This window comes from Coriobacterium glomerans PW2 (assembly GCF_000195315.1).
GTDB lineage: Bacteria > Actinomycetota > Coriobacteriia > Coriobacteriales > Coriobacteriaceae > Coriobacterium > Coriobacterium glomerans.
Map to the genome: position 1 here is coordinate 112,868 of NC_015389.1, position 14,296 is coordinate 127,163.

A 14,296-nucleotide genomic window follows, 5' to 3' on the forward strand; every position below is an offset into this window, starting at 1 on the left:
TGCGATCATGATCTCAAGAGAGCTTTGCAAGCGGGCGGTGGGTTGCATCCGGCGGTTGCGCTATCTCGAGTTCACTGAGAATGCGCTGTATTACGATCGCTGGTCCGGGAGCTGCCCCGTCGCGGGATACGGCTTCGAGCAGTCCGCGACCGAGCACCTCATCGAACTTGAACGCGATCTGCTGCTGTGCCCCGAGACGCGCGAGATCGAGCGTACGCTGCGCGGGGCTCTCGAGCAGGAGGGCGCCAGCGAGCTGGAGCGCGGCATGGCTCGGTGGCTCACGCGACGGGTCGAGGAGGCGACGAGGGTGCCGCTCGAGCTCGCCGCAGAGCTTTCGGCCGCGAGCACCGAGGGTGAGCGCATCTGGGCGATATGTCGAGACCGCAATGACTTTCAGGGCTTTTTGCCTGCGCTGAGGCGGCAATTCGATATCCAGCGCCGCATCGCCGAGGCAATCGACGCGGATGCGCAGCCCTATGACGTGATTCTCGCGCGCTGCGATCCGAGTTATCGAACCGATGAGCTCGACGCGCTGTTCACGAAGGTGAAAGCGGGCGTCACCGGCATCCTCGCCTCGTCGCGCTCAACGTGGGACGCGGTTGACGATTCGCTGCTCGCTGCTGCCGACAGGCGCAGCGAGCAGGCGGAGGAGCGGCTGCTCGCAGACATCACGCTGCTGCTCGGTGCCGATTCCGAGCGCATCGGTCGCTGGCGCGTCCGACACCCCGTGACCGTGTGCACCGGCCCGCGCGACGCGCGTCCATCCACCTATCTGCACGGATCTGTTTCACTGTTCCAGACGCTTCGCGCCATGGCGCACGAGATGGGGCATGCAATGTATGCGTCGTCGAGCTCGCAGGCCGTCGTCGAGGCAGGTCTGTGGGGCGGCGTAGAGGGCATCATGCATGAGAGTCAGTCGCGGTTCTTCGAGAATCACATCTGGCGCACACCCGAATTCCTGTCGCGTCTCATCCCTGGGCTCGCGCGCGAGTTCGAGGAATTCGCCGACGTCGATCCTTGCGCGCTGGCGCGGATGCTCAACAAGCCAACCCTCAAAGTCAGCAGGTTGGCCGCAGACGAGCTGACCTATCCTGTTCATATCATCATCCGCCACGAGATCGAGCGCGACGTCTTCGATGGGGTGCTGTCGCTCGAAGACATCGAAGAGGCTTGGAACGACCGATACGAGACCTATCTCGGAGTCAGGCCGCGCTGCGCCAGCGAAGGGGTGCTCTCGGACGTCCATTGGGCGAGCGGAAGCGTGGGCTATTTCTTCAGCTATGCCCTGGGCGATTTATATGCCGCCCAAATCGACCATGCGCTTCGCGATCAGGTCCCCGATGCCTTCGAGCGTCTCTCCAAGGGCGATCCGGAGGCGATCATCACCTGGCTTAGGGATCGGATCTGGTGCCATGGACAGACGCTCACCGCCCCCGAGGTCCTTCGTGGCGCCAGCGGTGAGGACTTGAATGTCGAGCACTATCTAGACCATCTGCGTTCACGGTTCGAGATCTGAGGTGATGAGGGCACCGGAACCGTGCGATCTGCCCAGGGTTGGTGTGCAGCTATAAGCGGCAGCGCTTTCTATGAAGGGATGGGGCATGGGAAAAGACGCAGAGACGAGCACGATCGTTGCAATCCGCGCCGAGCGCAACTTTTTGGGGCATCCACGGGGAGTGGGCACGTTGAGCTTCATGACGATGTTCAATGCGCTGGCGAACTATTCGATGAGTGCGGTGCTCATCTATTATCTGTATGCGACCGTCTCAGAGGGCGGGCTCGGCTTCGATCAAACGCAGGCTTCGCAGCTCGTTTCATTGTATTGGGCGGTTCAAGGTCTTGTTGGCCTTCTGGGTTCATATGTCGCCGATCGCATTCTCGGTCCGCGAGCGGCCGTGCGCATCGCAAAGGGCCTTGGTGCTCTCGGTTACGTGTTCCTCGCGATTCATCCCTTGGGCGTCGCGGGCTATGCAATCAGTCAGGTGCTGCTCCTGTGCTCGGCGATGATGCAGGGGAGAGCTCAAGATGCGCTTCTGGGCATGTTCTACGATCGAGGGGATTCGCGCCGGGAGGGAGCCTTCGCGATAGGATATGTCATCAACAACGTCGGTGCCGTTGTTCCGGTTTTTGCGGGCACCATTGCCCTTATCTGGGGCTATCAGGCCGCTTTTGCAGTCGCGGCGGCATCCGCGCTCGCCGGTTGGATGACTTATCTGCTGACGGAGCGGAAATTCTTCGGCTCGATAGGTATAGAGGCAGATGATCCGCTGTCACCGAGCAGGAGATCGATCTTCATCGCGCGTCTGGCGGCCATCGTGATCGCTCTCGGCGCGATTCTCGGGTTTCTGCTCATCTGGGGTGTGATAAGCATCACGCAGTTTGCGAATTTCGGAAGCTCTATAAGCGTTGTCATTCCATGTATGTATTTCATCTACATCGTTCGCTGCAAGAAGGTGACCCATGGGGAATCGTTGGCCGTTCTGTCGCTGCTGCCCATGTTCGTTGCAAACTGCTTTACGCAGCTCGTGTGGAATCAAGGTACCACCATCCTCGCCATCTATGCTGAGACCACAGTCGATCGCAGCCTGTTCGGCATGGAGTTCACTCCGGCGGCGTTCCAGTCGGTCTCAGCGGTGTGCGCGGTGGTGTTCGGAAGCATAGCGGCCCTGCTTTGGACCAGACTCGGGGATCGGCAACCCAAACCGCACGCGAAATTCGGCATCGGGACGGTGATCTGGGGGATCGGTCCGGTGTTCATGTGCCTGCCGTTCGCGATGTTCGCGCCAGGGGTCAAGGTCAGCCCGCTGTGGCTCGTCATGTTCTTCGTCATCGTGACCGCCGGCGAGGCGATAACGAATGCAACCGGTTTCTCAACGGCTTCCCGCGTGGCACCGCGGGCATTCGTCTCTCAGATGATTACCGTATACGGTCTTTCGCAATCGGCCGGGGCGGGCCTGACGACGCTTGCGGTGAATTTCTATCAACCGGGATCAGAGATTCCCTACTTTTTATTCGTGGGCGGCATCACCGCGGTGATCGGGATGCTTCTCATAGTATTTTCAGGGCGCTTCAGTGCGCTTATGGGTCTCGACGCGCAAAGGGACGGCTGAGATGTTCATTCCACCATATTATCACGATCTGAGTGTTTCGCATGAGGGCTGTCTGCCCACGCATGCCTATTTCATGCCCGCTTCGCGCCCGATGGATCTGATCGGCGAGCGACGGGCCGCCTCGGACCGCATTCAGCTGTTGACGGGGAAGTGGGCCTTTCGCTATCACGACAGCATCTACGATGTCGACGAGGAGATCGCTTCGGCGCGATTCGCCGGCGAACCGGCTTTTTTCGATGAGGGATTCGATCTCTCATCCCTTGCGAGCATTCCCGTGCCCTCGTGCTGGCAGATGTTCGGATACGGTCGGCACCAGTATTCCTCGTCGTCTTATCCGTTCCCCGTCGATCCGCCGAATGTGCCCGCTGACGTGGCGTGCGGGGTCTACATCCGGGATTTCACATGGCAGTCCGATGAGGATGCGCCCCGGACCGTGCTCGCCTTCGAGGGAGTTGATTCGTGCTTCTACATCTGGTTGAACGGATCCTTTGCGGGCTACAGCCAAGTGGCGCATGCGACAAGCGAGTTCGATGTGACCGATCTGCTCCATGCAGGTTCGAATCGCATCGCGGTGCTCGTTTTGCAGTGGTGTGATGGATCCTATCTGGAGGATCAGGACAAGTTCCGCATGAGTGGCATCTTCCGAGATGTCTACCTGGTGCGACGTCCCATGCACGCGATCGAGGACTTCTTCGTGCACACATCGATCGACCGCACCGGCTCCGCTGCGGTCTCGGTCGAGCTGTGCTTCACCGAGGGGGAGCCGATCGATGTGCACGGTCGGCTGCTCGATGCGGACGGACTGCTTGTGGCAAAGTCCGATTGCGTTGAGCTCGAATGCTCCGGGCAGAGTGATCCAGCGGCGCGTGATGCGGGATCGAGAGCATTTCAAGCGCAGAGCCGTCTCGAGTTCAAACTGCTCGATGCGCACCTGTGGAACCCAGAGGAACCGTATCTGTATCATCTCGAGCTCATGAGCGAACACGAGGTGATATGCGAGCGCGTGGGCGTGCGCGCGATATCGGTGAACGACGGTGTGGTGCGGCTCAATGGCAGAGCCATCAAAGTGCACGGAGTCAACCGTCACGATAGCGATCCGCAGACGGGTTTTTGCATCTCACAGCAGCAGTTCATCCGCGACTTGGCCCTTATGCGCCAGCATAATGTCAACGCCGTGCGCACCAGCCATTATCCGAATGCGCCTCACTTCTACGCTCTCTTCGATGAGATGGGCTTTCTCGTGATGGATGAGGCGGACAATGAGAGCCATGGCACCATCGATGTCTACAGGGGGGAGAGCGCATCGTGGGCCGAGGCGCGCTACCATTGGGATGCCCTCATTTCAGATAACCCCGCTTGGGTGGAGGCCACACTCGACCGGGTGCGACGCTGCGTCGAGCGAGACAAGAACCGTCCCTGTGTGGTGTTCTGGTCCATGGGCAATGAGTGCGGCTACGGTCAGGTGTTCGAGCGCGCGCTCGCATGGACGCATGCTTTCGACCCGGATCGGCTCACCCACTATGAGGGCGCGCATCATGCCTATGACAGGCGTACGTTCGATTTCAGTAATCTGGATCTCTATAGCCGTATGTACATGCCCTACGATGAGGCTGAAGCGTACTTCGAGTGCGAGGGGCTGCGCCTCGTCGCCGAAAAGCGCACCGCAGGCGCACCCGATCCGACTCCGGGCGGCGCTCCCTGCGCGTCGCAGGGAGATCGATGGGCGAAGAGCCATCAGCTGCCTTTGATCCTGTGCGAGTTCAGTCACGCGATGGGCAACGGTCCGGGCGATCTCGAGGACTACTTCAAGATCATAGAGAGGCACGAGGGATTCGTCGGCGGTTTCGTCTGGGAGTGGTGCGACCATGCGATCGATCGCGGTATCACCGCAGAGGGTCGACGCATCTGGACCTACGGCGGCGACTCCGGCGAGGTTCCCGATGACGGAAGCTTCTCGTGCGATGGTCTCGTCTGGCCGGACCGCCGGCCGCATACCGGTCTGGCAGAGTTCAAGAACGTCTTTCGACCCGCTCGAGTCGTCGTTTTCGATCAGGCGGTCGGCAGGCTGCGCCTGCGCAATCTGCTTGATTTCGTCGATCTCGCTGATGTGCTCAGCGTCGTGGCGGAGCTACGGGTCGACGGGGAACCGGTCGAGAAGATCGCCCTGGAGAAGCTCCCCCGTATCGCTCCTCATGGAGAGGCAACCCTCGCGCTGCCGCAGATCATCTCGGCGATCCCGCGATCGGGCCATGCCACGCTCATCGTGCGCTATCTGCTGCGTCGCGCCGATGCCGTGCGTCCTGTCGGATTTGAGCTGGGCTTCGATGAGATTCAGATCAGGACGGAGGACGAGCGCTGCGCTCGCGCCGCCAAGGTGCTTGCGGCAACGGGCGGCGCTCGGGTGGATGTCAGGCAGTCCGCGCGGGAGGTGGTCGTCTTCGGTGCCGACGACGCCGGGCGCAGCTGGCGCTACGCCATCGACAGGCGAACGGGCATGCTCGCGCGCATGGGCATCGCCGATCGCGAGCTGCTCGATGCGCCTGCCGAACTGAACATCTGGCGTGCCCCGACCGACAACGACGCCGGCGTTCGCAAGGAATGGGAGGAAGCGGGATATGATCGGGTGCGCGAGCGGTGTCGTTTCTGCAGCGTCTCCTGTTCAGTCGATGGAGTCGATGTCGATTGCGTGATCGTGCTGGCGGCAGCCTTCAGGCAGCCGATGGCGGAGGTGCACGCGATATGGAGCTTCCACTCGTCCGGGCGCATCGACATGACGTTGGATCTCACGCGCGATCCGGTTGTGCCGCGCCTTCCTCGCTGGCGCTTTCCATCGCTGCCGCGCTTCGGCGTGCGGCTGTTTCTGCCGCGCTCGATGAAATACGTGAGCTATTGCGGCTACGGACCCAATGAGAGCTACACGGACAAGCGCCGGTCAAGCTCGTACGGTCTGTGGCGCGCTCGCGTCGACGAGCTGCTCGAGCCCTATATCCGACCTCAGGAGACCGGCAGCCACGTCGACTGCGACTTCGCGCGCGTGGAGGGAGCTGGGGTGTCTCTGGATATCGCCATGCCGGAGGGCGCCGATCCGTTCTCCTTCCAAGCGCTGCCCTACACGCAGGAGGAACTCACGCGCAAGCGTCATGACCATGAGCTTGAGCGCAGTCCATCGACGGTGGTGTGCATAGACCGGGCGCAGGCGGGCATAGGCTCGGCGAGCTGCGGCCCGCGTCTGATCGAGCGCTATCGCCTCGATGAGGCGCGCATCAAGTTTCGACTCGCTTTGATGCCGGGCGTGATGTAGGGACGCTCGGTACCGCAGCGGGAAAGTGCGCGTCGTCTGGTGAAGCGGCATCTCCATCATCCTCGCGGACGGATCTAGTGGAATCCGTTTCGTGCCGACGAAAGCCCACAGTCGATTTTTTCGCTCAACGAGTCTGTGATAAGGTGTAAATCTGCCAATTATAATTACAGTTAGGTGATCAGACATCCGATGAATCGAGACCGATGCGAAGAACGAGGTTGTGCATTCCCGAATCACGGACTTCAGGGAGGATCACCGACTGTCTCTCGTAGGCGTCGGCGATCACCCGGGACAGGAGCCGCGCGCCGCCCCCGTTGACCGGCGGGTATCCGAGCACGCCTGCGACGAGCATCTCGGCGCGGCCGAGTCCGGGCAAGTTTGCGGGCGAGGCGTCCCTTGTCGCAAGCCCGCCTCGGGCGGTCGACCGCAGAGGTGGCCGCATCGAGGCGCGGCCTCGATCTGCACCGCGCGCGGATGGCTCGTGCGCTACGTCTCGAGTTAGCGGTCTAGGTACTCGGCCTGCTCGGGCGCAACCCAAGTACGCTCGGTCCTCCGGCACGGAGGCCATGAGCGAGCACGCTCGACCGGCCGCCGCTAACCGATCGGCCAGCGCCCGCGTCAGCTGTCACGCGACCGCATCCTCCTCTAGCATGAAGTCATTGCAGGCGGTGAGGTCGGTCAGGCCTCCGGGGTCGCGACCGCCCGAGGCGATCTTTCCGAAACGCAGGTGGTGCGCGACCGCACATCCCGACCGAACCGCGCGGTTCCAGATGACCCCGGTGTTTGGTACCCGGTGATCATTCCGTTCAGATAATATTGGATTTCAACTGTGCGCGTAGGGTCGGCTAGCCGACCCGGTCAACCCGGCTGCCGAGCCCGACGGAGGCTGACCACCGGGCGTTTCGAGGCTTTTCATCTATGAATACCAAATTCTTGAAAAGCGCCCATTCATTGATGGAGGTAAAGCTTACGCGATTCAAGTAGGTGGCTTTTGCTCTCGCGGTATCTTGCCGCATAGATGCAAGAAAAGATGACATTCAAGGCATATTCAATCGCAACTTGGGAGGAAAGAGAGTAATTGGCGATCTGGGTGTTTTCATCTGATGGAAGCTCGATCAGAGTGTCAGCTTCCAATCCCAAAGGGCTTAGGGGATCAGATGTTATAGCGACGATCGGGACGCCCCCGTTCCTTAGAATGCGGATCTCGTTCAAAATCTCTGCAGTTCTACCACTATAAGATACGAGTAGAGCTACATCCTCTTCATGTGCATGGGTACATAAATAGGCTTGGTCAGGTTGCTGGTATGTTATCTTGACATATACATTTATTTTCAGCATTTTGTTTTGGAAATCGATCAGCCGAATAAAGCTATCGCTAACGCCTATGGCAACGATGCTACTTGCGGAGGAGAGCCGACTCACAGCCGTGCGAATAGCCTCTTTATCAAATCGCTGTAGGCAAGAGGCAACTGTGTCGTTTGTTAGACCGGCAATTTTAGATGCAATTTCGATCTCCGAGTCGAATTCATCAAAAGGCAGATTGATATTGACATCAGATTTTCTGACAAGGCGCGAGCGGTAATCAAGCGCCAAACGAGCTTTTAGTTCCTTGAATCCATGAAATCCTATTTTCTTGCATAGTCTGAGCACAGTTGTTGTTGAAGCATGTGTTCGGCGAGCCAGATCCTGAATTGGCATGCTGCAGACAGTGTCACTGTTCTTCACAATGAATGCGGCCACTGTCTTCTCGGCGTCAGTTAGGGAACAGATCGACATCAACCGCTCGGGCAGCTCCATGGATACCTCATTTGAAGATTAGAAATCGCCGGCTAAACGAAAATCTAGATGAGCAAATTTATGACAGAGATTCGCTTTTCGGTAATTATATTACATGTTATCGGATAACAGGCAGTAACAAATTCACAGTTTTGAGCCAAATCATTTACAGGAATCAATCTCAGCTCTATAAAGAGTCTCAACACTCAAGCGGTTGAGTCAGATAATGAATTTCCGCATTGAGACCACCACTCGAATGACATTCGTACACACATGATCAGCCAAACCTTTCGGAGGTGCCAGAATGCTTACTCGATTGATTGAACAAAGCCTTACACCAAAGTTGGCAGTAGCGACCAATTCAAGATTCTTCATATCATTCAGAGGTGCCTTCTTTACCTTAATGCCTCTCACGATTATCGGGTCCGTTTTTATGCTCATCACCGACTTTCCAGTCCCAGGATATGCGCAATTCATGACAGGATTGTTCGGAACCAATTGGTCGACTTTCATCTCGCCCGCATATCGAGCCACATTTAATATGATGGGCATTCTGCTTGCTGGAACCATGGCATATAAGCTTGCGGAAAGCTACGAACTCGATAAGCTGACCGTCGGCATTCTGGGGATCGTTTCCTATGTTGTCGTCACGCCAAAGTCGCTTGTAATGGAGAGCGGCGAAAAGGTTGCTGACATCATGCAGTTTGATTGGCTAGGAACAAAAGGAATCATCACTGCTATCCTATGCGCAACGATAGCCGTGCAGATATTTCGTTTTTGCGTTTCAAAAAACGCCACGATTAGACTACCAGAAAGCGTTCCACCAATGGTGATCAGCGCATTCGCTGCACTGATCCCAGGCGTGATCACAGTCACCCTGCTTCTGATCATAAACGGGATCAGCATGATCTTGGCAGGATCGTTTCCAGAGCTTATATTCACGCTCATCCAAGCTCCTCTGCAGACGGTAATCGGGCAGCCGTGGGCAATTGTTCTTGTTGCCTTTTTGAACGGTCTGCTATGGTGGGCCGGCATCCATCCGACAGTGGTCAATTCATTGATCTATCCCTTTCTTTACGCGAATGCTGCAAGCAATCAATTGCTTGCGGATGCGGGAAACTTAACAGCCACCACGGGTATGTTTGGGTCGGTGCAGATGCTTGACCAGTTCCTCACTATCGGTGGAGCGGGAATGATGATCGGCATGACGATTTCGATGTTGATCGCGGCTCGATCGATGCGAATGAAGGTCGTCTCAAAAGTTGCTTTCATCCCTTCTTTATTCAATATTTCCGAGCCGGTGACGTTTGCGACTCCGACGGTGTTTGAACCTCTTATGCTGATGCCGATGATTCTGACACCAGTGCTGGCCTGCTTGGTTGTTATGGGTGCCCAATCGATCGGTATCATGCCGATGTTCACAAATGTCCAAGCTCCTTGGGCAACTCCATTTCTCTTCAGTGGGTTTCTGGTTGCCGGCTGGAATGGGGCGCTGCTTCAGATGGTCATCGTTGTGATAACCGTTCTTGTTTACCTTCCCTTCACAAAGGCCCTAGACCTACGTTTTGCAAATGAGGAATCTGAACTCGAATCCAATTAGAGAGGGGACCAAAATGGTCAGTATTGTTCTCATGTGCTCCCAAGGCGCTTCAACAAGTATTCTTGTCCAAAAAATGAAGAAGTCAGCAGAAGATCAACAAATTAAGTGCAAGATAGCTGCCTACTCCGTGAACGCGCTCACTCAGATCAAAGACGCAGCAGACATCATCCTGCTGGGTCCACAGGTAAAATATATGCTGGCTAAGATACAGGCAGAAGTCCATTGCAAGGTGATACCGATCGACATGAGAATGTACGGATTGATGGACGGTGAGAGTGTACTGCAGACAGCTATTCAAGCGCTCGGCAGTCGGGGATTGTCATGAGTCGTTTGGATACCGTATGCAATTCGGTCGCCAAGGCCCGCGAACTATATCGCCCTATGTCCCCAGAAATTGTCCTTACATCGTCCTTCCGCTTCGGAAGTTTTGATGAATATGCGAAATCATGCAACGATGAGTTCGATTCCTATGTCTACACGCGAGGGACCAACCCGACCACCTCACTGTTAGAAGGGAAAATCGCCGAGCTTGAGGGCGGGGAGAGATGCAAGGTCTTCGCATCCGGTATGGGTGCGATAAGCGCTACGCTGCTTACATTTCTGCGTCAAGGTGATGACGTACTGTTTGTGAACACGATATACAGTGCAACTTCTTCACTTTTGAAGTATATGGAGCGCTATGGTGTGACATGGAGCTCGATCAGCTCATGCAAGACCGACGTGATTGCTAGTGCAATAAAGGCCTCCACGAAGATCATCTACATTGAAAGTCCGTCGTCACAGAAGTTTGAACTCGTCGATATAGAGAAGATTGCAAAAATCGCGAGAGTGCGACATATCATGACAGTGATCGACAACACGTGGGCGACCCCACTGTTTCAGAAACCCCTTAACCATGCTGTCGATATATCCATTCAGTCCTGCTCAAAATACATCGGCGGTCACTCTGATATTGTTTGCGGAGCGGTGATCTCTTCAAAAAAGCTCATTCGCCAAATCGAGGAGTTTGGTTTTCTGCTGCTGGGCTCAACGGCAAGCCCTTTGACGTCCTACCTTGCTCTGAGAAGTCTTCGAACCCTACCATGCAGAATGAGGACGTTGGAGTGCAGCGTTAAAGTTGTCATCAAATTTCTTGAGAATGATCCCAGAATCAAAAAGATTCATCACCCACTTTGCGGAGATGCGTGGCAAAGGAAGTTGGCAGTGAAGTATCTTGACGGATATGGCAGTCTCCTCGCCATTGATTTTGCTAACCCGGATCTTGATAGGTTTGAGCAGTTCATAAACTCGCTACAGCTTATATCGGTCGGTGTAAGCTGGGGTGGGTTCGAGAGCTTAGTCCTGCCTGCATACAGAAAGACCAACAGCGAGACAGTGCTGAAGCGTGGACTGGATTTGACGCATGTTCGGCTCTATGTTGGACTGGAGGACCCATCGGACATAGTCTCTGATCTGAGTTATGCTCTCGATCAGGCGTACGGCAGTCTTTGAGATCGATCCTTCGTTCAGTACTCAAGATTTAAGAGATGTAAAGAGTTAGATAATTCAACATATGATATAGCTTGTCTTCGAACAGAATATCCATCGATGCATCCCCTGAAGGCCTTTACGGTCCTGAATTTCAAAACAAGAAAGAAAAGATGAAATATGGGGATCAGAATCAATAGAAAGACACCGGAGACTGACGCAGCATGCCTGCTCTGCTCCTTGCATGAACACATAACAGGGGGGGGGGCTCCTAGAAAAGGCTCTATAGAAACAACCTCTGAACCACTTGATGCATTTGTCGCGTGGGCACGCAGCTCCACATTCTCTCTCAACGTAGAAATAACACCATATGAACCTCGGGATGTCTCACCCGAGACCGGCTTTTGCTGCGCGCGAATCGTGTTCAGCTCTCACGCTCCCAGCGCAAAAGATGCCTATCAATCGCTTGCAGCATGCCGGCATGGAGGTATCTCATGAGCCGCCTCCGAGGAGTACGGCCTCTTTTGCGAGCGATATCAGCTGTTTGCCTCGTTCTATGGTTTCTGCTCGCGACCCCGATCGTCTCATGGGCGGATGATGCCGGTGACGGAAAATCGGCAGGCGAGATCAACGGCTCTTCGGTCAAGCCCTCGCACGGGGATGACGTTCAGGACAATACGCGTTGAGACCAAGAAAAGGTTTCTGAGACTCTTTCTGTCGTCAAACCAGCCTCGGTACTTCATGTCTCAAAGGCGGGCGACAGGTTCACAGGATTAATCCTAGTAGATGGCACGCCAACAACCTGCACATTTGGAATCACGAGCACTGATCCGAATCATCGCACGGCAGAGATAGGAAGCGGCGTGCGCCTTCAGGCGGCAATCGACACATCGTCCAGAGGAGAGCTTGAACTGCCCAGCCATATCATAAATAAAAATGATGGATTGGAATATGAGGTGAACGAGGTTGGCATGGATGCGTTCTATGGCTGCAAGTACCTCAAATCAACAGGTCTCGCCGGAAATACCAGCATCACGATTCTAAGCTGGGAATGCTATGACGGATGTACTGCCCTGACGTCAACCGGGCTCGAGGACAACGCGTCGATCACGACCATCTTGGGGACCGCGTTTGCTGATTGCACCGACCTGCAGATGACTGGGCTTGCACGGAACAAGACGCTGACAAGTCTGGGTGGTTACACGTTTTGGCGCTGTCCGCATATCAAGTCAACCGGTCTCGATGGGAACACCTCGGTGTCCACCATCGGTGCGCTGGCGTTCAACGGTTGTTTTGATCTGGGCACCGAGAGCACGAAGACGGCGAACGCGCGTGATCTTGTGATCAATCAACCGATGCATGGGGACAAGCCCGTAGGTCTCGTGCTGGGCACGCATCCCGACCCGGAGGTCTCGGACGGCAATGTCTTCTCCGGAACCGCTTTCACGTCGCTCTATCTGCTTTGCGACAAGAGTCTTCTCACCATTACGGATAACGCTTTGGAGGGATCTGCAATCACAAGGATCTTCGTCAACTCCTCATGGCTCGGAACGGAGGAATTTTCCAACGGGGGTAGGACGTACCGGATCTCCGACGGTACGCTCGTCATCATGGATCCGCTGCAATCTGTGAGCGCTGCACGGACCACGGGGACCTCTGACGGAGCGACTGCAATTGTTTGCACGAGCAGATCGGCTGTCGTAGAGATTGTCGATTCCGGTGGTGTTCGTCTTGCATCCCGTGAGATCAGCATCGACGAGACGGCACCTCCTCAGCGCAGCGCTCTTGATATTCCATCCGGATCCGGTCTCTCGCCATCAGCCGACCGCTTGAGTGCGCATCTCATCTCGTCTGGACCATTCGCCTATCCGACTGACGTCGACCGCCGGCTGCCCTACAACACGGTCGAGGCCGCGGAGCGCTCGTGTGAGCTGCCTGCTGTGAGCTACACCGTCGCCTTCGACGGAAATGGCGCGACGGCGGGAGCGACCCCGAGTACGACCATGGTGTATGACGTGCCCAGCCGCCTCACCATGAACGGCTTCAGTTGGGCCCATCGCGCGTTTGCGGGCTGGACCTCTGAGAAGGACGGCACGGGGCCCGGCTTCGCCGATGGCCAGAGCGTCACAAATCTCACCGACGTGCAGGATGCCACGGTCACGCTCTATGCAAAATGGACCTCGACGATCTCGATAGCGCTCGAGGTGCGGAGCCAGGAGGCCGACGCGGGCACCCTGCTTCCCGGCGCGGGCTACGTGATCAGCCGCGATAGAGATGTCTCACGTCGAGACCTATGGGTTACGGGGCTGTTCGTGGACCCCGAGAAGAAAACCGAGGCGACTTGGCCCCAGATGTCGGGCGTCGACGGCGAGGTTCGCCTCTACGGTTTGCCGATGGGGACGTTCTACCTGCTCAACAGCTCGGCTCCGGCTGGTTACCAAGATTCGGCAAAAGCGACCTCGATTGCGATCGATGAGGACGGGGGCATCATCGTGGACGACAAACCCTACACCCCTACGACACCGGACTCCATCTCGGTGGCCGTCGCCTTCGGCCGCGCTCCGCGGCTGCCCGGGACCGGTGCGGCCACCGCGGACGGCCTGCGGGCGGCAGGTGTCGCGGCTGCGGCGCTGTCTGCTGCGGTCCCGGTCGGGCTTCTGCTTGTCGGCCGCGCGCGCCGAGCCGGCTAGTCGTGGGACGGCGAGACCGACACCGTCCGCCGCTCGTATCCGACCGCTCAGTCCGTCGGCGCAGCAAGATGACTGACCCATCGTGCACAGATGCGCGTATTTTTACCATAAAATAGGGTGTTATTCATTTTATTCTGTACAAAAAGCGCGCGTTTGAGGTATAAGAAACCCATCGCCCCCGAGAAGAGGTTGATAAAGACGATGCAGCGGCGTCGCATCGACCGGTATCTATCCGCATACGCCACGAACGGCGCTCACTTTGACGGAGAGGGCCTTTGCATGGTATAACTCTGAACCAGACATAAGAACCCCAAAAGCGAGGGCGGGTTCCCAGCTCAGCAGCTGCTATGAG

At 56.6% G+C, this 14,296-nt stretch carries 9 protein-coding genes; 7 read left to right on the forward strand and 2 right to left on the reverse strand.

Annotated elements, in window-relative coordinates; genetic code table 11:
* Window positions 1-7: 7 nt before the first annotated feature.
* The 3 genes from CORGL_RS00520 (at window position 8) to CORGL_RS00530 (ending at window position 6,411) form a co-directional block, all read left to right on the forward strand.
* Window positions 8-1,516, forward strand: a complete 1,509-nt coding sequence (locus tag CORGL_RS00520; RefSeq protein WP_049777643.1) for a gluzincin family metallopeptidase — start codon at window positions 8-10, stop codon at window positions 1,514-1,516.
* An 85-nt stretch (window positions 1,517-1,601) separates the two neighbouring features.
* Window positions 1,602-3,110 (forward strand): peptide MFS transporter, encoded by a 1,509-nt coding sequence (locus tag CORGL_RS00525; protein ID WP_013707971.1) that lies wholly within the window; start codon window positions 1,602-1,604, stop codon window positions 3,108-3,110.
* Between the two features lies 1 nt (window position 3,111).
* Window positions 3,112-6,411 (forward strand): glycoside hydrolase family 2, encoded by a 3,300-nt coding sequence (locus tag CORGL_RS00530; RefSeq protein ID WP_013707972.1) that lies wholly within the window; start codon window positions 3,112-3,114, stop codon window positions 6,409-6,411.
* Between the two features lie 178 nt (window positions 6,412-6,589).
* On the opposite strand, the gene CORGL_RS00535 is transcribed toward CORGL_RS00530, so the two are convergent.
* Complete coding sequence (locus CORGL_RS00535; RefSeq protein ID WP_156789739.1) at window positions 6,590-6,853, reverse strand: hypothetical protein; 264 nt, start codon at window positions 6,851-6,853, stop codon at window positions 6,590-6,592.
* Between the two features lie 506 nt (window positions 6,854-7,359).
* On the reverse strand, window positions 7,360-8,208 hold the full coding sequence (locus CORGL_RS00540; protein WP_013707973.1) for a MurR/RpiR family transcriptional regulator: 849 nt from the start codon (window positions 8,206-8,208) through the stop codon (window positions 7,360-7,362).
* Between the two features lie 283 nt (window positions 8,209-8,491).
* Here CORGL_RS00540 and CORGL_RS00545 point away from each other — a divergent pair, with 283 nt between their 5' ends.
* The 4 genes from CORGL_RS00545 to CORGL_RS00560 all read left to right on the forward strand — a co-directional run bounded on the left by CORGL_RS00545 (window position 8,492) and on the right by CORGL_RS00560 (window position 13,944).
* Window positions 8,492-9,787 carry a PTS sugar transporter subunit IIC gene (locus CORGL_RS00545; RefSeq protein WP_013707974.1) on the forward strand — a complete coding sequence of 432 codons (1,296 nt, stop codon included), beginning with the start codon at window positions 8,492-8,494 and terminating at the stop codon, window positions 9,785-9,787.
* 13 nt (window positions 9,788-9,800) lie between these two features.
* Window positions 9,801-10,112, forward strand: coding sequence for a PTS sugar transporter subunit IIB (locus tag CORGL_RS00550; RefSeq protein ID WP_013707975.1), 312 nt, complete (start codon window positions 9,801-9,803; stop codon window positions 10,110-10,112).
* Window positions 10,113-10,168: 56 nt separating this feature from the next.
* Window positions 10,169-11,278, forward strand: coding sequence for a trans-sulfuration enzyme family protein (locus CORGL_RS00555; RefSeq protein ID WP_245526913.1), 1,110 nt, complete (start codon window positions 10,169-10,171; stop codon window positions 11,276-11,278).
* A gap of 932 nt (window positions 11,279-12,210) precedes the next feature.
* Complete coding sequence (locus CORGL_RS00560; protein WP_280985029.1) at window positions 12,211-13,944, forward strand: leucine-rich repeat protein; 1,734 nt, start codon at window positions 12,211-12,213, stop codon at window positions 13,942-13,944.
* The last annotated feature ends 352 nt before the right edge of the window (window positions 13,945-14,296 follow it).